Annotated in this window: 19 protein-coding genes; 13 read left to right on the top strand and 6 right to left on the bottom strand. The window is 71.0% G+C overall.

The features are described 5' to 3' along the window. Position 1: 1 nt before the first annotated feature. The 3 genes from mutM (at position 2) to FB471_RS10410 (ending at position 2,463) form a co-directional block, all read left to right on the top strand. A complete protein-coding gene (gene mutM / locus FB471_RS10420; protein ID WP_141997302.1) occupies positions 2-910 on the top strand; it encodes a bifunctional DNA-formamidopyrimidine glycosylase/DNA-(apurinic or apyrimidinic site) lyase in 909 nt (302 codons plus the stop codon). A gap of 87 nt (positions 911-997) precedes the next feature. Continuing rightward, positions 998-1,321, top strand: coding sequence for a PadR family transcriptional regulator (locus FB471_RS10415; protein WP_142001730.1), 324 nt, complete (start codon positions 998-1,000; stop codon positions 1,319-1,321). After that, positions 1,318-2,463 carry an HAAS signaling domain-containing protein gene (locus FB471_RS10410; protein ID WP_141997300.1) on the top strand — a complete coding sequence of 382 codons (1,146 nt, stop codon included), beginning with the start codon at positions 1,318-1,320 and terminating at the stop codon, positions 2,461-2,463. Before FB471_RS10415 ends, FB471_RS10410 begins: the two co-directional genes overlap by 4 nt. Before the next feature lie 64 nt (positions 2,464-2,527). On the opposite strand, the gene FB471_RS10405 is transcribed toward FB471_RS10410, so the two are convergent. From FB471_RS10405 to FB471_RS10400, 3 genes are all read right to left on the bottom strand, one after another. After that, entirely contained in the window at positions 2,528-3,061 is a 534-nt protein-coding gene (locus tag FB471_RS10405; protein ID WP_141997298.1) for a YflT domain-containing protein, read from the bottom strand. Positions 3,062-3,189: 128 nt separating this feature from the next. Further along, the gene (locus FB471_RS34065; RefSeq protein ID WP_170220770.1) at positions 3,190-3,336 is read right to left on the bottom strand and encodes a hypothetical protein; all 147 of its coding nucleotides are present in this window, start codon (positions 3,334-3,336) and stop codon (positions 3,190-3,192) included. Between the two features lie 6 nt (positions 3,337-3,342). Then, positions 3,343-4,689, bottom strand: a complete 1,347-nt coding sequence (locus tag FB471_RS10400) for an ROK family protein (RefSeq protein ID WP_141997296.1) — start codon at positions 4,687-4,689, stop codon at positions 3,343-3,345. 314 nt (positions 4,690-5,003) lie between these two features. Here FB471_RS10400 and kdpF point away from each other — a divergent pair, with 314 nt between their 5' ends. From kdpF to FB471_RS10370, 6 genes are read left to right on the top strand one after another with little or no spacing between them, the layout of a single operon-like run. After that, on the top strand, positions 5,004-5,105 hold the full coding sequence (gene kdpF, locus FB471_RS10395) for a K(+)-transporting ATPase subunit F (RefSeq protein ID WP_141997294.1): 102 nt from the start codon (positions 5,004-5,006) through the stop codon (positions 5,103-5,105). A gap of 1 nt (position 5,106) precedes the next feature. Next, on the top strand, positions 5,107-6,771 hold the full coding sequence (gene kdpA / locus FB471_RS10390) for a potassium-transporting ATPase subunit KdpA (RefSeq protein ID WP_141997292.1): 1,665 nt from the start codon (positions 5,107-5,109) through the stop codon (positions 6,769-6,771). Continuing rightward, positions 6,771-8,873, top strand: a complete 2,103-nt coding sequence (gene kdpB / locus FB471_RS10385) for a potassium-transporting ATPase subunit KdpB (protein ID WP_141997290.1) — start codon at positions 6,771-6,773, stop codon at positions 8,871-8,873. Before kdpA ends, kdpB begins: the two co-directional genes overlap by 1 nt. A gap of 5 nt (positions 8,874-8,878) precedes the next feature. Continuing rightward, a complete protein-coding gene (locus FB471_RS10380; protein ID WP_141997289.1) occupies positions 8,879-9,487 on the top strand; it encodes a potassium-transporting ATPase subunit C in 609 nt (202 codons plus the stop codon). A 20-nt stretch (positions 9,488-9,507) separates the two neighbouring features. Then, positions 9,508-12,081, top strand: coding sequence for a sensor histidine kinase (locus tag FB471_RS10375; protein ID WP_142001727.1), 2,574 nt, complete (start codon positions 9,508-9,510; stop codon positions 12,079-12,081). Beyond that, the gene (locus FB471_RS10370; RefSeq protein ID WP_141997286.1) at positions 12,078-12,797 is read left to right on the top strand and encodes a response regulator; all 720 of its coding nucleotides are present in this window, start codon (positions 12,078-12,080) and stop codon (positions 12,795-12,797) included. The genes FB471_RS10375 and FB471_RS10370 overlap by 4 nt, the downstream gene beginning before the upstream one ends. On the opposite strand, the gene FB471_RS34060 is transcribed toward FB471_RS10370, so the two are convergent. Continuing rightward, complete coding sequence (locus tag FB471_RS34060) at positions 12,794-13,411, bottom strand: hypothetical protein (RefSeq protein ID WP_170220634.1); 618 nt, start codon at positions 13,409-13,411, stop codon at positions 12,794-12,796. The genes FB471_RS10370 and FB471_RS34060 overlap by 4 nt on opposite strands. Positions 13,412-13,637: 226 nt before the next feature. Here FB471_RS34060 and FB471_RS10360 point away from each other — a divergent pair, with 226 nt between their 5' ends. Next, complete coding sequence (locus FB471_RS10360) at positions 13,638-13,907, top strand: acylphosphatase (RefSeq protein WP_246076335.1); 270 nt, start codon at positions 13,638-13,640, stop codon at positions 13,905-13,907. Between the two features lie 131 nt (positions 13,908-14,038). After that, positions 14,039-17,647, top strand: a complete 3,609-nt coding sequence (gene smc / locus FB471_RS10355; protein ID WP_141997280.1) for a chromosome segregation protein SMC — start codon at positions 14,039-14,041, stop codon at positions 17,645-17,647. A 123-nt stretch (positions 17,648-17,770) separates the two neighbouring features. On the opposite strand, the gene FB471_RS10350 is transcribed toward smc, so the two are convergent. Next, the gene (locus tag FB471_RS10350) at positions 17,771-18,583 is read right to left on the bottom strand and encodes an amidohydrolase family protein (protein WP_141997277.1); all 813 of its coding nucleotides are present in this window, start codon (positions 18,581-18,583) and stop codon (positions 17,771-17,773) included. Between the two features lie 64 nt (positions 18,584-18,647). On the opposite strand from FB471_RS10350, the gene FB471_RS10345 reads away from it, so the two are divergent. Next, the gene (locus tag FB471_RS10345) at positions 18,648-19,034 is read left to right on the top strand and encodes a VOC family protein (RefSeq protein ID WP_141997275.1); all 387 of its coding nucleotides are present in this window, start codon (positions 18,648-18,650) and stop codon (positions 19,032-19,034) included. Between the two features lie 10 nt (positions 19,035-19,044). Here the strand turns inward: FB471_RS10345 and FB471_RS34055 are convergent, their stop codons facing one another. After that, entirely contained in the window at positions 19,045-19,212 is a 168-nt protein-coding gene (locus FB471_RS34055; protein WP_170220769.1) for a hypothetical protein, read from the bottom strand. Between the two features lie 684 nt (positions 19,213-19,896). Here FB471_RS34055 and FB471_RS10340 point away from each other — a divergent pair. Continuing rightward, positions 19,897-20,151 (top strand): hypothetical protein, encoded by a 255-nt coding sequence (locus FB471_RS10340; protein WP_141997273.1) that lies wholly within the window; start codon positions 19,897-19,899, stop codon positions 20,149-20,151. The last annotated feature ends 14 nt before the right edge of the window (positions 20,152-20,165 follow it).

Below are 20,165 nucleotides of genomic sequence, written 5' to 3'. Positions count from 1 at the left end.
GGTGCCCGAACTGCCCGAGGTAGAGGTCGTCCGGGCCGGCCTGGCCGAACACGTCGCGGGCAGAACCATCGCCGCCGTCGAGGTCCTGCACCCGCGCGCGGTGCGCAGGCACGAACCGGGACCCGCGGACTTCGCCGCCCGCCTCGGCGGCATGCGGATCGACTCGGTCCGGCGCCGGGGCAAGTACCTCTGGCTGGAGTTCGCCACGGGTGTCGATGACACTGACGATGCCGCCCATGCCGCCCATGCCGCCCATGCCGCGCTGCTGGCACACCTCGGCATGAGCGGCCAGATGCTGGTGCAGCCCGCCTCCGCCCCGGATGAGAAGCACCTGCGGGTTCGCCTGCGGTTCGCCGACGACGGCACCGAGCTGCGGTTCGTCGATCAGCGCACCTTCGGCGGGTTCGCGCTCTCCGAGTTGCTGGAGGTCGAGGGCGAGGCGCTGCCGAGGACCATCGCGCATATCGCGCGGGACCCGATGGACCCCGCCTTCTCGGCCACGCACGCCGCGCGGGCCCTGCGGTCGAAGCGCACCGAGCTCAAGCGGGCGCTGCTGGACCAGACCCTGGTGTCCGGGGTCGGCAACATCTATGCCGACGAGGCACTGTGGCGGTCCAAACTGCACTGGGCGCGCCCGACCGAGAAGCTGACCGCGGCTCAGGCCGATGCGGTGCTCGCCGCCGCCACCGAGGTGATGGCCGAGGCACTGATCGCCGGCGGTACCTCGTTCGATCCCTTGTATGTCAACGTGAACGGGCAGTCGGGCTACTTCGATCGCGCGCTGAACGCGTACGGAAGGGTGGGCGAGCCCTGCCGCCGTTGCGGCGCCCCGATCCGCAGGGATGAGTTCATGAACCGCTCGTCCTTCTCCTGCCCGCGTTGCCAGCCCACACCGCGCCGCCGCCGCTGACCCCGGGCCTCCTCCGCACGCGTTCGTGCTGTGCGCACTACTGTGCATAGCATGGTAGTCTCGCTTGCGCAGGACAGGAGGACGCCGGTGGAGATCAGCCAACTGCTCAAGGGGGTACTGGATCTCGCGGTGCTGGCCGCCCTGCGCGACGAGGACGGTTACGGCTACGACGTGTTGCGCAGGCTCCGGCAGGCGGGGCTGGACGAGGTGGGGGACGCCTCGGTGTACGGCACGCTGCGCAGGCTGTACAAGGCAGGCGTGCTGACCTCCTACGTCGTGCCGAGCGAGGAAGGCCCGCACCGCAAGTACTACAGCCTGAACGAGCTGGGCCGCCGGCGGCTCGCGGAATCGGCGCGGACCTGGCACACCTTCGCCAAGACGATGGACGACCTGTTGGGAGCGACACCATGAGCAGCACGACCCCGCCTGCGGTGCGGGCGTACCTCGTCCGGGTTCGGACCGCGCTGGCGGACCTTCCTGCCGGTGAGGTTGAGGAGATCATCGAGGACGTCCGCCCGCACCTGGTGCAGATCGGCGCCGAACTCGGCGACGATGCCGCGATCGAGCCGCTGACCGAGCGGCTGGGCTCGCCGGAGGACTATGCCGCGGAGTTGCGGGCAGCGGGTGGGTACCCTCCGGCCCCCGCCTCGCCCGCGCCGGAGGGCACGCGGCCGCCGAGCCGCCTTGGCGCCCGGTTCGCGGCGTGGAGCCTGGTCGTGGTCACGGTGGCGGTCGGCGTCGCCGCGTACGCCTGGGGCCTCGAGCGGTTTCCCGACGGCATCGTGTTCGTGTTGGCGCTCGCCCCGCTGCTCGGGGCGAGCGCGTGGTACGTCGTGCGGTTCGGCACCGACTCGGTCACCAGCCTGCCCGAGGTGCGGAACCTGCGCTCCGCGCTGCCGGGTGACGAGGACGGGGTGCCCGGCCGGATCCGCGTGTACCTGCGCTCGCTGAAACCGGGCTGGTGGCTGTTCTGCGCCGTCGTTCCGGTGCTGCTGGGGCTGCTGGCGTTCGGCAACCGGGGCGAGTGGGTGCTGATCCCGCTGCTGGCGGTGGTGGGTGGGGTCGCGCTGTGGGCGGGCCCGCGATCGCGGACCGACCGGCGCTGGCTGTGGTTCGCGGTTCCGGTGTCCGCGCTGGCCGTCGGCGGGCTGCTCGGCCTCACCGGCAGCATCTTGGACCACACCATCGGCCCACGGCAGTACAGCGGGCCCTACCCCACCGGGACGCAGATGTCGGACGGCGCGCCGGTGCTGCAGTACGGGAGCGAGCAACTGCGGAACGTGTACGTGTTCGACGCCGAGGGCAAGCCGCTCACCGAGGTCTACCTGTACACCGAGGACGGCAGGCCGATCACGGTGCCGCGGTATGCCTGCGAACCGGAGACCGGCGCCGAGCGCAGGACCGGGGAGGACAACCTATTCCCCCGGCCGCGCCTGGAACACGGAGCCTACGACGAGAGCGGAAACCGGAACGGCTACAACGCCTACGTACCCGGTTGCCGTGAGCTGGAGGGTGTTCCGTTCACGGCGGCGATCCCGAAGCAACCCGGCTGAGCGGAGCCGGGTCGGGAGCGGGCGGTCGTCGGGGGCCGTCCGCTCCCCATCGACTGCCGCGTGGTCAGCCCTGGGACTGGGCGAACTGGCTCCGCATGGCCAGCCTGGCCAGCAGGTCGCGGCCGTTCTCGGCGTTGCGCGGCTGGCAGAGCACGTCGTAGCGGGTGGCGACAAGCTGGCTCTGCGAGACGAAGTCCCGCTTGCCCCGGGTGGCCGCGTAGCCCATCGCCGAGAACGCCAACCCGAAGGCGACGCCGCCGAGCAGGCCGATCAGCAGCGGCAGCAGCCCGGCGTTCGGGGTGAACAGGCTGAGCAGCAGCCCGACGAACAACCCGAACCAGGCGCCGGAGCCTGCGCCGCCCGCCAGTACGCGGCCCCAGGTCAGCCGGGCGGCCACCCGCTCGACCAGCATGGGCTGCACCCCGACGATGGTTACGTCCTCGACCGGGAAGCTGTTGTCGGCGAGGTGGTCCACCGCATGCTGCGCTCCCTCGTAGGAGTCATAGGAACCGATCGGCCAGCCGGTCGGCATCGTCGGCAGCCGGGGGAGCCGCGCGGACCGGGAGAAGGCCGTCTGGGTAGTGAATGCCGTGGTCATCTCTCACCTCTTGAGGTGTTCGTCGTTGTCACCTCGTACAACGACCGCGGTCCCCCGGTTTGTGCCCGCCCCGCGTGGAATCACAGCGAATTCACAGGAAACCGGTGACCCTTGTCACGTGCATTCGCTCACCGGGATGCGGAAAGGAATTCCTGGGCATATCGTGCCGCCACCATGACGACTTCGAACTGATCGGTGTTATTGCCCGCACTGTTTCTTGCCGGGTCGCTCCGGAGCATTTCGGTATCGGGTTCGGTTTCGACCGGCGCACCCATGGCCGGTCAGGCTCGCCCGGCGCGGGCAGGCGCAGGCCCACGGCCGTTGTCCTGCAGTTCGGGCATACCCGCGGGGGAACCGGTGGCCAGCCACCGGCCGAAGTAGCGGGTGGAGAACAGCTCGTCCAGCACCATGTAGGACGCGCCGACCAGGCCACCCTGCTCGCCGAGCCGGGCCCGGTCGATCCGCAGTTCCCGGGTGGAAAGGGGAAGCGAGCGGCGGTAGATGGTTTCCCTGATCGTGGCGAGGAACAGGTCACCCGCGCCGGCCACCTTGCCGCCGAGCAGGATGGTCGAGGGGTTGTAGAAATTCACCATCGTCGCCAGCATCGTGCCGATCCGCCTCCCGGCGTGCACCAGCAACTGCACGGCGTGATGGTCACCCGAGCGTGCCGCCATGGTGACGTCCTCGCCGGTGACGGTGCCCCGGCCGGCCAGCACCTCGGCCAGCGCCGGGCTCTGCCCGCCGCGGGCGAGCCACTCGCCGTCCCTGCCCAGTGCCGCGCCCCCGGCCACGGCTTCCAGGCATCCGGTCTTCCCGCACCGGCAGACCGTGCCGTTGGCGGGCGAGGGGTGGCCGTCCACGCCGGCGCCGTCCTCGGCGATGGCCGCGTGCCCGATATCGCCCGCGCAGCCCTGCGCACCGCGATGCAGCCTGCCCCCGTTGGTGATCCCGGCCCCGATCCCGGTCCCGATCTTGACGTAGAGCAGGTCGCCGTGCAGGGGCAACCCGGGTGTACGCAGCTCACCGAGGCAGAGCAGGTTCACCTCGTTGTCCACCCACACCGGAGCCCGGTAGCGCCCGGCGAGCCGGTCGCGGACCGGATGGTTGTTCCAGCCCGGCATGATCGGTGGCTCGGACGGGCGGCCGGTGGCGAACTCCACCGGGCCGGGTAGGCCGAGCCCGACTCCCCACACCCGGTCGGGCGCGGTGCCGGTCTCCCGTAGCAGCTCGTCCAGCGCCGCCTCGACCTCGGCCAGTACCGGATCCGGCCCCCTGGCGATGTCCCCGTCGTGCCGGGAGACGGCCAGCACCGTGCCGGTCAGGTCGGTGATCCCGGCGAGGAACCCGGTCGCGCCCAGCTCGGCGGTCAGGATCCGGCCCGCGTCCTTGCGGAACCGCAGCGTCCGCGCCTGCCGCCCGCCGGTGGAGGGGTTGAGCTCACCCTCCTCGAGCAGGCCCGCCTCCAGCAGGGTGGTCGTGCGCTGCGCGATAGCGGTGCGGCCGAGCCCGGTGCGCTGGCTGAGCGCGGGGCGGGTCTCGGCCGTGCCACTGCGCACGAGCTCGAGCAGGGTGGTGTAGCTGTCCAGCAGTTCGAAGCTGGGGGCATCCGGGCCCCATCGTTCACCCATGCGCGTCCCTTCTGTGCGCCCACTCGAATCATATACCTCAAAAGACCCAACTTAGGTATATGGGCAACATTAGAGATGACAGAATAGGCTGAAGAGGTGTCGCTGGCGGCTGTAACCCGAGCCGGGTCGGCCCAGCCGCGGCCCATCAAGTTCGCGTAAACGTGGCCCGGTCCGGCGTCAAGGAGCCGTCAGGCGGCCTCATCCGAGTGCCGGGACGCCCGCACGCTCGTCGTCGTGACCGATTTGCTGTACGCAACGCTGTTGATCGGCGTCTTCCTCGTTCTCGCATTGACCCTGCGCGGGCTGGCCCGCCTATGAGCGGGACCGATCTGGCCGCCAACGTCGTTGGCGGTGTTCTGGCGCTGGGGCTGATCGTTTATCTGTTCATCGCACTGATCAGGCCGGAGAAATTCTGACATGACCGATTTCTGGCCCGGTCTCGCGCAGGCTGGTCTCATTCTCGGTGCTCTCGTCCTGGTCCACCGGCCGCTCGGTGACTACCTGGCGAGGGTGTACTCCAGCGAGCGGCACTCGCGGATCGAGCGGCTGGCCTACCGGCTGTTCCGGGTCGACCCGGAGTCGCAGCAACGCTGGACCACCTACGCGCTGGGGGTGCTGGGCTTCTCGTTCGTCTCGATCGTCCTGCTCTACCTGATGCAGCGGCTGCAACCGCTGCTGCCGTTCGATTTCGGGCGGGGTGCCGTCGACCCCGGCATGGCGTTCAACACGGCGGTCAGCTTCGTGACCAACACGAACTGGCAGTCCTACTCCGGCGAGGAGGTGCTGGGCCACAGCGTCCAGATGGCCGGGCTCACCGTGCAGAACTTCCTGTCCGCGTCGGTGGGCATGGCGATCGCCATCGCGCTGATCCGGGGTTTCGTCCGGGCCGGCACCGACCGGCTCGGCAACTTCTGGGTCGACCTCACCCGGGGCACGGTCCGCGTCCTGCTGCCGATGGCGTTCGTCTTCGCGATCCTGCTGATCGCGTTCGGCGTCGTGCAGAGCCTGTCCGCCGGGGTGGCGGTGCAGGGACCGGACGGCGCGCGGAACACGATCGCGCTGGCGCCGGCCGCGAGCCAGGAGGTGATCAAGGAACTCGGCACCAACGGCGGCGGGATCTTCAACGCCAACTCCTCGCACCCGTTCGAGAACCCGAACGGGTGGACCAACGCCATCGAGATCTTCCTGCTGCTGGTGATCCCGGTGTCGCTGACCCGGACTTTCGGCACGCTGGTCGGCAACCGCAGGCAGGGTTACGTCCTGCTGTCGGTGATGGGCGCGATCTGGGCGGTGATGCTCAGCATCGCGTGGTGGGCCGAGACCCACCCGAACGGTCCGGCCGCACTGCTGGCCGGGGCGAACATGGAGGGCAAGGAGGTCCGCTTCGGACTCGGCGCCTCCGCCCTGTTCGCCACCAGCACCACCGGCACCTCCACCGGCGCGGTGAACTCGATGCACGACAGCTTCACCGGGCTCGGCGGGTTCGTGCCGCTGCTGAACATGCTCTTCGGCGAGGTCGCGCCGGGCGGGGTCGGCGCGGGCATGTACGGCATTCTGGTGCTGGCCGTCATCGCTATGTTCCTCGCCGGGCTCATGGTCGGGCGAACCCCGGAGTATCTCGGCAAGAAACTGGGCCGCCGCGAGGTCACCTGCGCCGCGATCGCGATCCTCGCGATGCCGACCGTCGTCCTGCTCGGCACCGGCGCGGCGCTGCTGATGCCGGGCGAGCTGTCCGCGGCGCTGACCAACAACGGCTCGCACGGCCTTTCCGAGGTGCTCTACGCCTACACCTCGGCAGGCAACAACAACGGCAGCGCCTTCGCCGGGCTCACCGTCACCAGCGACTGGTACCAGTCCTCGCTCGGCGTGGCCATGCTGCTCGGCCGGTTCGTCCCGATCCTGGCCGTGCTGTGTCTGGCCGGGTCGCTCGCGGCGCGGCGGAAAGTGCCGGTGACCGCGGGCACGCTGCCGACCACGAGCCCGCTGTTCGGTTCGGTACTCGCCGGGACCGTCGTCGGCGTCGCGGCGCTGACGTTCATCCCCGCGCTCGCCCTCGGTCCCCTCGCGGAGGCATTGGCCTGATGACAACGACAACCGAAGAACCACGCCGCTCGCCTGCGGAGCAGCAGCGGCACCACGCCGAGAACACCGGCCGTCTGGCCGCCGGTGTGTTCCACCCGAGGCAACTCCTCGCGTCGCTGCCCGACGCGCTGCGCAAGCTGCACCCCCGGCACCAGCTGGCCAACCCGGTCCTGTTCGTGGTGTGGACCGGCTCGGTCCTGGTGACCGTGTTCGCGGTCGCCGAGCCGAGCGTGTTCAGCGCGCTGGTCGCGGTGTGGCTCTGGTTCACCGTGCTGTTCGCCAACCTTGCCGAGGCCGTCGCCGAGGGAAGGGGCAAGGCGCAGGCGGAGACCCTGCGCCGCACCAAGCAGGAGGCCGTCGCGCGCCGGCTGCTGTCCGAGGGTACCGAGGAGCGCGTGTCCGGCACCGAGCTGCGGGTCGGCGACCTCGTCGTGGTCGAGGCCGGCGAGACCATACCCGGCGACGGGGACGTGGTCGAGGGCATCGCCACCGTGGACGAGTCGGCGATCACCGGCGAGTCGGCTCCGGTGATCCGGGAGTCCGGCGGCGACCGGTGCGCGGTCACCGGCGGCACGACCGTGCTGTCCGACCGGATCGTCGTGCGGATCACCACCGCCCCCGGTCAGTCCTTTGTGGACCGCATGATCTCGCTCGTGGAGGGTGCGCGAAGGCAGAAGACGCCGAACGAGATCGCGCTGACCATCCTGCTGTCCACGCTGACGATCATCTTCCTGCTCGCGGTGGTCGCGCTGCAGCCGATGGCGAACTACTCCGGGAGCGCGCGGTCGGTGATCGTGCTGACCGCGTTGCTGGTCTGCCTCATCCCGACCACCATCGGGGCGTTGCTCTCCGCGATCGGCATCGCCGGGATGGACCGGCTGGTGCAGCGCAACGTCCTGGCCAGGTCGGGAAGGGCGGTCGAGGCCGCGGGTGATGTCTCGACCCTGCTGCTGGACAAGACCGGAACCATCACCTACGGCAACCGCAGGGCGACCGCACTGATCGGTGTCGGCGAGTCCGGTGTGGACCGGCTCGCCCTGGCGGCACGGTTGTCCAGCCTTGCCGACCGGACCCCGGAGGGGCGCAGCATCGTCGAGCTGGTCGAGCGGGAGCACGCCCTGCCCGGGGTGGCCACGGCGGAGGAGACCGGCGCGGAGTTCGTGCCGTTCACCGCGCGGACCCGGATGAGCGGTGTCGACCTCGGTGGCAGCTGGGTGCGCAAGGGCGCGGCGAGCGCCGTGGCGGCCTGGGTCACCGAGCACGGCGGCACCGTGCCGGGCGAGGTGGACCGGATCGTCGACGAGATCAGCGAGTCGGGCGGTACCCCACTGGTCGTTGCGGAGACGGTCGACGGAACGGCCGTGATACGTGGCGTCATCCGCCTGTCCGATGTGGTCAAGCCGGGCATGCGGGAGCGGTTCGACGAGCTGCGCGCGATGGGGATCAGGACCGTGATGATCACCGGGGACAACCCGTTGACCGCGCGGGCCATCGCAGCCGAGGCCGGGGCGGACGACTACCTGGCCGAGGCGAAGCCGGAGGACAAGATGGCCCTGATCCGCACCGAGCAGGAGGGCGGGCGGCTGGTCGCGATGACCGGCGACGGTACCAACGACGCGCCCGCGCTGGCCGCATCCGACGTCGGTGTCGCGATGAACACCGGGACGTCGGCGGCCAAGGAGGCCGGCAACATGGTCGACCTGGACTCCGACCCGACGAAGCTGATCGAGATCGTGGGCATCGGCAAGCAGCTGCTGATCACCCGTGGGGCGCTGACGACGTTCAGTGTGGCCAACGACCTCGCGAAGTACTTCGCCATCCTGCCCGCCATGTTCCTGGTGATCCACCCGCAGCTGGACGCGCTGAACATCATGCGGCTGGCCACACCGGAGTCGGCGATCCTCTCCGCGGTGATCTTCAACGCGCTGATCATCGTGGTCCTGATCCCGCTGGCGCTGCGCGGTGTGCGCTACCGGCCGCGCAGCGCGCCCGCGCTGCTGCGCCGGAACCTGCTGATCTACGGCCTGGGCGGGATCGTCACGCCGTTCCTCGGGATCTGGCTCATCGACCTTGCCGTCCGGCTGATTCCGGGAATCGGGTGAAGGTGATGAAGAACCTCGTCAAACAGTCCATGGCGGGCCTGCGGGTGCTGCTGGTGTTCACCGTCCTGCTCGGGGTGGTGTACCCGCTCGGGGTATGGCTGGTGTCCCGGCTGCCCGGGTTGCAGCACCACGCGGAAGGCTCGGTCGTGCTGCGGGACGGTCACGCGGTCGGCTCCGAGCTGATCGGCGTCGACCCGGTGTTCCCCGGGCGGCCTACCGCGGACCCGTGGTTCCACAACCGGCCCTCGGCCGGTGCCGCCGGCCCGCTCGGCCCCGGTGACCCCGCGGCGAGCGGTGGCAGCAACCGGGGCTCGTTCGATCCCGAGCTGGTCGCCGCGGTGCGCGAGCGCAAGCGGGCCGTCGCCGCCCGCGAGGGTGTGCGCCCGGACGCGGTGCCCGCCGACGCGGTGACCGCGTCCGCCTCCGGAGTGGATCCGGCGATCAGCGGGGCCTACGCCGAGCTCCAGGTGCCCCGGGTGGCACGGAACAACGGGCTGCCCGAGGATCGGGTGCGGGAGCTGGTCCGGCGGCACACCAGCGGGCTCGGCGTCGGGGTGCCGGTGGTCACCGTGCTGCCACTGAATCTGGCGGTTCAGGATGCCGCCAGTGGGTGAGAACACCCTGGGCACGGGCGATGGAACGGGAGCAGACTGAGCGCGTGAGCTCCACAGGCACGCGAACCGGGTCGCGCAGGGGAGAGCTACGGATCTACCTCGGCGCGGCCCCCGGCGTGGGCAAGACCTACGCGATGCTCGGCGAGGCCGCGCGGCGGCTCGAGCGAGGAACCGACGTGGTGGTGGGCTTCGTGCAGACGCACGGCAGGCGGAAGACAGCCGACCTGCTCGAGGGGCACGAGGTCGTGCCGCGCAAGCGCATCGTCCATCGTGGCCACGAGCTGACCGAGATGGACGTCGAGGCGATCCTGGAACGGGCGCCCGAGGTGGCGGTCGTGGACGAGCTGGCGCACACCAACGTCCCCGGCTCGCGCAACGAGAAGCGCTGGCACGACGTCAGGGAGCTGCTCGAAGCCGGGATCACCGTGCTGTCCACCGTGAACGTTCAGCACCTGCAGAGCCTCAACGACGTGGTGGAGCGGATCACCGGTGTCCGGCAGCAGGAGACCATCCCGGACGAGGTGGTGCGCGGTGCCGAGCAGGTCGAGCTGGTCGACATCACGCCGGAGGCGCTGCGGCGCAGGCTCGCGCACGGCAACGTGTACGCGGCGGAGAGGATCGATGCCGCGCTGAGCAACTACTTCCGGGCGGGAAACCTCACCGCGCTGCGCGAGCTGGCCCTGCTGTGGGTCGCCGACCAGGTCGACATCGCGCTTCAGCGTTACCGCGCCGAGGAACGCATCACCGACACCTGGGAGGCCCGCGAGCGGGTGGTCGTCGCGATCACCGGCGGGCCGGAGAGCGAGACGCTGATCCGGCGGGCCACCCGGATCGCCACGCGCGCGGGGGCCGAGCTGCTGGTGCTGCACATCCTGCGCGGCGACGGCCTGGCCGGGCCCGGTTCGGTCGCCGTAGGACCCAGCGTGCTCGGGCGCTGCAGGCAACTCGCCGAGGAGGTCGGCGCGACCTTCCACACCGTCGTCGGGGACCACGTGCCGAGGGCCCTGCTGGATTTCGCCCGCGGGGTCAACGCCACGCAGCTCGTGCTCGGCACCTCGCGGCGGTCCCGTTTCGACCGGCTGCTCGACGAGGGCATCGGCGCGGCGGTCGTGCACGACTCGGGTCCGATCGACGTGCACATGGTGACCCACGAGGAGGCGGCGGGCAGGCTGCGCCGCAGGTTCGCCCGCAGCGCGCTGAGGCCCTCGCGGCAGCTACTCGGCTGGGTGCTCGCGCTGGCCGTGCCGGCCCTGGCGACCGCGGTCGGGGTCGCGTTCCGGCCGGCGCTGGACCTCTCCACGAACGTGGTGGACTACTTCCTGGCCATCACCATCGTCGCGCTGGTCGGCGGGCTCGGCCCGGCCCTGCTGGCCGCGGTGCTGTCCGGGTTGCTGCTGAACTTCTTCTTCACCGAGCCCTTTCACACGTTCACGGTCCACGCGCAGAGCAACGTGATCACGCTGATCGCGATGGTGGTGGTCGCGGTGCTGGTGGCGCTGGTGGTGGACATGGCCGCGCGCCGGGCGAAGCAGGCTTCCAGCGCCGGCACCGAGGCGACGCTGCTCGCCTCCTACGCGCGGACCGTGCTCACCGATCCGCGGCCGCTGGAGCGGTTGCTGGAGAAGGTGCGGGAGAACTTCGGGCTCAGTTCGGTGACCCTGCTGGAGCGGCGGGAGGGTCGCTGGCACCGGGTGGCCAGTACCGGCCCCGATCCGTGCGCGGAACCGGACAGCGCCGACGCGGATATCGCGGTGACCGCCGAGGTCCACTTGGTGCTGCGCGGGCGCACCCTGCCCGCCGCCGACCGCAGGGCGCTGGAGGCGGCGGCCGGGCAGGCGCTGCTCGCGTTGCGGCAGCAGCGGATGGCGGCCACGGCCGCGCAGGCCGAGCGCAAGGCGGCGGCCAACGAGCTGCGGACCGCGCTGCTCTCGGCCGTGGGTCACGACCTGCGCACCCCGCTGACCTCGATCAAGGCCGCCGTGGGCAGCCTGCGGGCACAGGACATCGAGCTGTCCCCCGAGGACACCGACGAACTGCTCGCCACGGTGGAGGAGTCGGCCGACCGGCTGGTGGGCCTGGTGAACAACCTGCTGGACTCCTCCCGGCTGGCCTCCGGCGCGGTGAGCCCGCTGCTGCGCCCGGTCGGCTACGACGAGGTGGTGTCCTACGCGCTGGCCAATGTGGACGGCGCGGCCGCGGTGCGGGTCTCGGTCGACGAGCGGCTGCCGATGGTGTTCGCCGATCCCGGCCTGCTGGAGCGGGTGGTGGCCAATGTGGTGGACAACGCGCTGCGACACGGCGGCGGCCACGAACCGGTCGCGGTGCGCGCCAGTACCCACGCCGAGCAGGTGGAGCTGCGGGTGGTCGACCACGGCAGGGGACTGCCGAAGGGCGCGGCGGAGTCGGCCTTCGCGCCGTTCCAGCGGCTCGGGGACCGGGGCAACACCCCCGGTGTGGGACTCGGCCTCTCCGTCGCGAAGGGCTTCATGGAGGCCATGGGCGGCACGATCCGGGCCGAGGACACACCGGGCGGCGGACTGACCGTGGTGATCTCCTTGCCGGCGAGACGGGAGAGCGGAGTGAACCTGCCATGAGCGTGGAGAACGGGACGGTGCGGCAGCCGGCCGGCGACACCGTTCTGGTGGTGGACGACGAGCCGCAGATCGTGCGCGCCCTGCGGATCAACCTGGCCGCCAGGGGATACCGGGTGGTGACCGCGCACGACGGCAGCGCGGCGCTGCGCGCGGTGGCCGAGGTGAGACCCGATGTCGTGGTGCTCGACCTCGGCCTGCCGGACATGGACGGCAACGAGGTGATCGCCGGGCTGCGTGGCTGGACCTCGGTGCCGATCATCGTGCTGTCCGCGCGTGGCGACTCCTCGGACAAGGTGCGGGCACTGGACGCGGGCGCGGACGACTACGTGACCAAGCCCTTCGGCATGGACGAGCTGCTGGCCCGGCTGCGGGCGGCGGTGCGCCGCTCGGCCACCTCCGGGCAGGACGAGGCCGGCGCGGTGGTGGAGACCGGCTCGTTCACCGTGGACCTGGTCGCGAAGAAGGTGATCCGGGACGGCAAGGAGGTGCACCTGACCAAGACCGAGTGGGGCGTGCTCGAGTTGCTGGTGCGCAACCGGGGACGGCTGGTCGCCCAGAAGCAGCTACTGCACGAGGTGTGGGGACCCGCCTACGACACCGAGTCCCACTACCTGCGGGTGTACCTCGCCCAGCTGCGCCGGAAGTTGGAGCGCGAGCCCTCCCGGCCCCGGCACCTGCTCACCGAGCCCGGCATGGGTTACCGCTTCGAACTCTAACCCCGCGTGGTGGAGGAGTCGCCGGAGCCACTGGTCCCGGTGGGCGTCGAGGTCGGGTCGGTCGACTCACTCGGGTCGGTCGGCTCGGTCGGCTCGGTCGGATCCGTGGGGTCGGTGGGATCCGTGGGGTCGGTCGGGTCCGTGGGATCGGTCGGATCGTCACCGTTGGTCGGGGGAATCGGCGGGTCGGGCGGATTCGGGTCGTTCGGGTTGCCGCCGTTCGTCGGCGGGGGCGTGACCACCGTGGTGGTCGGGTTGCCGTCCGGGCCGATGCTGACCACGGTCGTCGGGGTCGGTGGCGAGGTGGAGGTGAGCTCACCGGCCGAGGCCACGCCGGTGACCGGGATGCCGTCCGCCCCGGGAACCGCGTTGCCCGGCACCACCTCTTGACCGCCGGTGCCGCCCGTACCGGGGCCCTGCACGCCCGCGGACCCGCCGTCCGCGCTGGACGGACCGGTGCCGGCAAGCTGGGCCACGCCGCCGAACGCCGTGGCGATCACCAGCCCGCTCGCGGCGAGCATGAGGTAGCCGGTCCGGTGCAACCCGCCGCCCGTGTCCGCGGGCGGCGCGAGCTCGGTTCGTTCGTTCTCTCCCGACCCGTCGGGAAGGGTCATGCCTGGCTCCTCGCACGAACGTCGGTGGGGACTCAACGAGCTGATCAGGGCTGGTCAGGACTGGTCAATTGTTGTGTCAATTGTCGTGCAGATCGCTCGGAAGGGTGAAAATCCTGAGCGGACCCGCGGCACGCTACCACCGCCGGGTACTCCGGTGCGAGACCGCCGCCACACCGCGCTGACCCTGGGTGTCCGGCACCATGGAACCGTGCAGGGACAACAGGATGTGACGCGCCTCACTGCCTGGGTGCACGGTCAGGTGCAGGGTGTCGGTTTCCGCTGGTGGACGCGCAGCAGGGCGCTGGAACTCGGACTGGTCGGCAGCGCGAGCAACCTCGCCGACGGGCGGGTCGAGGTGATCGCCGAGGGGTCGAAGGACCACTGTGCGCGGTTGTTGGCAGCCCTGCGATCGGGCGAGTCACCCGGTCGGGTGGATCACGTGGCGGAGCGGTGGAGCGACCCGCGCGGCGGCATCAAGGGATTCGCCGAACGCTGACCGCGCCCGCGCGAAACACGGCCCAGGTCCCACGGGTGCCGGCGACCGCCCGGTAGCATTTCTCGATTGGCGGTGCTGCTCAGCGGCAGCGCTGGCCAGCAGCGGATCCGGCAGGGGAAGGTCAGCACAACGTGCACCTGAAAAGCTTGACGCTGAAGGGCTTCAAGTCCTTCGCCTCGGCCACCACGTTGCGGTTCGAGCCGGGCATCACCTGCGTCGTCGGCCCGAACGGTTCGGGCAAGTCCAATGTGCTCGACGCGTTGCGCTGGGTGATGGGCACGCAGGGTGCCAAGGACCTGCGCGGCGGCAAGATGGAGGACGTCATCTTCGCCGGCACCTCCGGTCGCGCGGCCCTCGGCCGCGCCGAGGTCACCCTGACCATCGACAACGCCGACGGTGCGCTGCCCATCGAGTACTCCGAGGTGTCCATCACCCGGCGGATGTTCCGCGACGGCGCCAGCGAGTACGAGATCAACGGGAGCACCTGCCGCCTGCTCGACGTGCAGGAACTGCTCTCCGACTCCGGCATTGGCAGGGAGATGCACGTCATCGTCGGGCAGGGCCAGCTGTCCGAGATCCTGCAGGCCAAGCCGGAGGAGCGCCGCGCCTTCATCGAGGAGGCCGCGGGGGTGCTCAAGCACCGCAAGCGCAAGGAGAAGGCGGTCCGCAAGCTCAACGCGATGCAGGGCAACCTGGACCGGCTCACCGACCTCACCAGCGAGCTGCGTCGCCAACTCAAGCCGCTGGGCAAGCAGGCCGAGATCGCCCGCAAGGCGCAGGCCGTGCAGTCCGAGCTGCGCGACTCCCGGCTGCGCCTACTCGCCGACGACCTGGTGACCCAGCGCAACACCCTGGCCAAGGAGGAGGCCGACGAGAAGGCCGCCCGCGCCCGGCGCGCCGAGGTGGAGCAGGCCCTCGAGGTGGCCACCTCGGAGCAGACCGAGCTGGAGAACGCCATCGCCGAGGACGCGCCGAAGCTGGCCGCGGCGCAGGACACCTGGTACAAGCTGTCCGCGCTGGCCGAGCGGCTGCGCGGCACCGTGCGGCTGGCGGTGGAGCGGGAACGGCACCTCTCCGCCGAGGTGGAGGCCCCCACCGGTGACCGCGACCCGGAGGAACTGCTCGCCGAGGCGGAGGAGGCCGCCGCCCGCGAGGAGGAGCTGAACGAGGGCGTCACCGAGGCGAGGTCCGTGCTCTCCGAGACGGTCGCCCGCCGCGAGGAGCTGGATCGCCTGGTGCAGGCCGCCGAGCGGGAGCACATGGCCGCCGTGCGCGCCATCGCCGACCGGCGGGAAGGGATCGCCAAGCTCAGTGGCCAGGTCGAGGCCCTGCGCAGCAAGACCGGCGCCACCGCGGACGAGATCGACCGGCTCACCACCGGGATCGAGGAGGCGGAGAGCAGGGCCGAGACCGCGGCCGAGGAGCTGGAGCGGACCCGCGCCGAGGGCGGGCTGGAGGACTCCGACGACGCCGACCTGCAGGAGCGGCACGACCGCGCGGTGCGGGCCAACGAGGACGCCAAGGCGCGGGTGGAGGAGCTGGTCAAGGCCGAGCGCGAGGCCGAGCGCGAGATCGCCTCGGAGAAGGCGCGGGTGGACGCGCTGTCCATGGGGCTCAAGCGCAAGGACGGCGCGGGCGCGCTGCTCGGCGCCGCCGACGAGCTGCCGGGACTGCTCGGCTCGGTGGCCGCGCTGCTCACCGTGGACGCCGGGTTCGAGGTGGCGCTGGCCGCCGCGCTCGGGCCGGTGGCCGACGCCGTGGCGGTGTCCGCGGGCGACGACGCCCTCGCCGCGCTGCGCTACCTGAAGTCCGAGGACGCCGGCCGGGCCGGGCTGCTGCTCGGTGGGCAGGAACCGGGAACCGACCCGGCGACCTGGCCCACGTTGCCCACCGGCGCCCGCTGGGCACGGGACGTGGTGCGGGCGCCGGAAGGGCTGCGGCCCGCGGTGGAGCGCGCGCTGGAACGGGTGGCCGTGGTGGAGGACCTGGCGGCCGCGCGCGACCTGGTCGGCCTCTATCCGGAGGTCAGCACGGTCACCAGGGACGGCGATGTGTTCGGGGCGCACTGGGCGGTCGGCGGCTCGGCCGCGGAGAGCGTGATCGAGGTGCAGGCGGCGGTCGACGAGGCGCAGGACCGGATGCTCGCCGCGGAGCGCAGGCTGGAACGCACCAGCGCCGAGCTGGAGGGCGCCCGCGCCCAGCAGCAGGACCGCAGGGACGAGGTCGGCAAGGCCAAGGAGGCGCTCAGCGAGGCCAAGGTGCGCAAGGCCCGCTCGTCCGAGCGGCTGAGCAGCATGGAGCAGGCGGTGCGCTCGGCCGAGGCCGATGTGCAGCGGCTGCGGCAGCAGCGCGACAAGGTCGAGCAGAGCAGGGAACAGGCCCTCGCCGACCTGGCCGAGCTGGAGGAACGGCTGACGGCCGTGTCCGAGCAACCGGTGGAGGAGGACCCGGACACCACCGAGCGGGATGCCGCCGCCGAGTCCCTTTCCACCGTCCGGCAGCAGGAGGTGGACGCCCGGCTCGCCCTGCGCACCGCCGAGGAACGGGCACGTGGGATCGCGGGCAAGGCGGACTCGCTGCGCCGTGCCGCGCAGGCCGAGCGGCAGGCGCGGGAGCGGGCCGAGAAGGCACGGATCGCGCGGGCGCATGGTGCGGAGGTCGCCAGGGCCGTGGTCAACGCGGGCGAGTTCGCGCTGGACCGGATCGAGACCTCGCTGCAGCGCGCCGCCGCCGAGCGGGATGCCGAGCAGGAGCGGCGGCAGCGGCGCGAGGAGACCCTCGGCCAGGTGCGCAACCGGGTCCGCGAGCTGACCGGCGAGCTGGAGAAGCTGACCGACGCGGTGCACCGGGACGAGGTGCTGCGGGCCGAGCAGCGGATGCGGCTGGAGCAGCTGGAGACCAAGGTGTCCGAGGACTTCGGCATCGGGCTGGAAGACCTGGTCACCGAGTACGGCCCGGACGTGCCGGTGCCTCCCGGTGCCGGCGAGATGGCGGAGTACGAGGCGGCCAAGGAGCGCGGCGAGGCGGTGGCCGAGCCGCAGCCCATCCCGTACGAGCGGGACACCCAGGAGCGGCGGGCCAAGCGGGCGGAGAAGGACCTGAACCTGCTCGGCAAGGTCAACCCGCTGGCCCTCGAGGAGTTCGCGGCGCTGGAGGAACGTTACAAGTTCCTCTCCACGCAGCTGGAGGACCTGAAGAAGACCCGCGAGGACCTGGAGAGCGTGATCAAGGAGGTGGACGAGAAGATCCTCGAGGTGTTCACCAGCGCCTATGAGGATGTCGCGCGGGAGTTCGAGACCGTGTTCTCGGTGCTGTTCCCCGGCGGCGAGGGCCGGATGGTGCTCACCGAGCCGAACGACCCGCTCACCACCGGGGTGGACGTGGAGGCACGCCCGCCAGGCAAGAAGGTCAAGCGACTGTCCCTGCTCTCCGGCGGGGAGAAGTCGCTGGTCGCGGTGGGCATGCTGGTCGCGATCTTCCGGGCGCGCCCCTCGCCCTTCTACGTGATGGACGAGGTCGAGGCCGCGCTGGACGACACCAACATGCGCAGGCTGATCGGCCTGCTGGAGCAGCTCCGCTCCGCCTCCCAGCTGATCATCATCACCCACCAGAAGGCGACCATGGAGATCGCCGACGCGCTGTACGGGGTGAGCATGCAGGGCGACGGGATCACCCAGGTGATCTCCCAGCGACTGCGCTCCGACGACGAGGTGGAGCAGCCCGAACCCGCCCAGGCCTAGCGGCGTGTTTGCCGTCCCCGTAGGCGTGTTTGCTCTCCACGTACCCGAGTTTGCTGCCCATGCGCGCGAGTTTGCTGCTTACGTCCGCGAGTTGGCCGTCCACGTGCGGCAGGTCCGGCTGCCTCAGTCGCCGAACACCCGTCGGGCGTTGCCCGCGAGGAACAGCTCGGTGGTTTCCTCGTCCAGCCCGAGGTCGTCCAGCCCGGCGAGTGCCCGTTCCGGGGTGAGCATCGGGTAGTTCGTGCCGAACAGCACCTTGCGCCTGCCGTGCGCGCGCAGGTAGCTCACCAGCTCGGCGGGGTAGCGGCGAACGGTGTAGGCCGAGGTGTCGATGTACACGTTCGGGTACTTGGTGGCCAGAGCGATCATCTCGGTCGTCCACGGGTAACCGATATGTCCCGCCACGATCGTCAACTCCGGGAAGTCCAGTGCCACCTCGTCCAGATACGGGATGGGCCTGCCGGTCTCCGAAGCGCGCAGCGGTCCGGTGTGCCCGACCTGGGTGCAGAACGGGATGCCGAGCTCGACACACTCCGCGTACAGCGGGTAGTAGCGCCGGTCGTTCGGCGGCAGCCCCCACAGCCAGGGCACCACCCGCAGCGCCACGAACCCGAGCTCGCGCACCGCGCGCCGCAGCTCCCGCACGGCCGCCATCGGCTTGCCCAGGTCCACCGAAGCCACCCCGCCGAGCCGTTCCGGCGCCTCGGCGACGAACGCGGCGACCTCGTCGTTCGACACCAGCGCACCCTCCGGCCCGTGCCAGGCGCTGAGCAGCGCCCTGTCCACCCCGCCCGCGTCCAGCACGGCCAGCGTGGCCGACACCGGCACCTCTCCGGCCGGGATCTCCTCGCCCAGCCACCGGCGCAGCGAGTCGAGCATCTCGTGCCGGAGGAACCGGGGTGTCGGGTGCTGCGCCCAGACGTCGATGATCGGCATGGTGCTGCTCCTTCCCGCGAAAAGACGTGGACGGCGGCGGTAACCATGGGCAGGCTAGCCCGGTATGAGTGCATTCGTGCAGAACGTCGCCATCGACTGTGCCGACCCCTACCAGCTGGCCCAGTTCTGGAGCCAGGTCGTCGACCGCCCGGTCTCCGATGAGGACCAGCCGGGGGATCCGGAGGCCTTGATCTCCCTCGGCAACGGAGTGGACCTGGTCTTCCTGCAAGTCCCCGAAGCGAAGGCGGGCAAGAACCGGCTGCATGTGTGCCTGCGCCCGCAGGATCGGACGCGGGAAGACGAGGTGCGGCGGCTGCTCGAGCTCGGGGCGACGATGGTCGCCGATCATCGGAAGCCGGGCGCCGTCTGCCTCGGCTGGGCCGTCCTCGCCGACCCGGAGGGCAACGAGTTCTGCGTGCTGTGCAGCCCGGCGGAGCGGGGCGCCGGCTGATCGCGCGGGTTCACCGCGCCGCGGCCGGATGCCCGCACCGGCTCAGGGTGATGGTGAGCATGCCGAAACCGAGCCGGCTCGCGGCGACGAGCAACCGGCGCGGGACGCGCCCTCCCCACGGATGCACGGTCGCGAGCGCGAGAACCGCGGCGATCGGGCCGACGGACCCATCATCCACTCGCCGAGCAGCAGGCCGGTGCCGGCGGTTTCCCCGCGGCGGACAGCGCTTCCGTGGAACCGCCGTGGTCCTGACTCGGGAAACCGAACGGAATACCCGGTACCCGCCAGAAATGGGAAATTCCGTAGGTGAGTGAGAGTGCGGTGGCCGCATAGGCGATCACGTATGCCGCCCGCGGTGGCCGCCCCGCCTCCCGCCCACCGCGGGACGCGCACGGTGACGCGTGCCGGCGAAGGTGGACCGTTCCGGGTGTCGGTGACCTCCCCCGCGCCGGCGCCATGACCTCGCCGAGTAGGCGCAACAGTGCCGGTCCGGCGAGGTACGCGCCCACCCCGAGGCCGGCCGCGGGGATCAACCAGCGTGGCCGGGTTCCTTGCATGGCACCGATACTCGGCGGCCTGCCGCGGTGTCACCTCACCCGGCGGCCGAACCCCGTCCCCCGCGGACGGGAGCAGGTTCGCCCGCCACGGCGAATTGTTGAAAATCGCAATTCCGGGGTACCACCCGGATGGCGGGATGTTCACTACGGAACACTTCAGTAAGCTATTCACGTCGCCCATTGGATTCGACGTGGAGATCCCGTGTTCCGCGATAGCGTGGCGGCTCCCCGAATACCGTGGTTCGGATTTCGATCCGGTGGGCAATCCGTCGAGGGCGACGAAATCCACGACTTGGAGGCGATACGTGACTGACAGCGCGTTCAGTCCGACCGGCCGCCGCCGTCGCCGCCAGGGCGGCCGGCGGCACCAGTACCTGGTGCGTTATGACGATCAGGAGGACGCACTCGTCCGCAGGCGCGCGACCGAGTTCGGGCTTTCCGTCCCGGCTTTCCTGTCCATCCTGAGCCTGCGGTGCGAGCTGACCACCTGCCGCGCGAGCGACCCGGCGCCGCCGTGCGGCGCCAGGAGTACCTGCCTGACCTGCCTGCTGGCGGACTGATCATGCGGGGTGGC

This window comes from Amycolatopsis cihanbeyliensis, assembly GCF_006715045.1.
Classification (GTDB): domain Bacteria; phylum Actinomycetota; class Actinomycetes; order Mycobacteriales; family Pseudonocardiaceae; genus Amycolatopsis; species Amycolatopsis cihanbeyliensis.
Note: the sequence above shows the minus strand (reverse complement) of the source record. Positions and strands in the feature narration are given on the sequence as shown.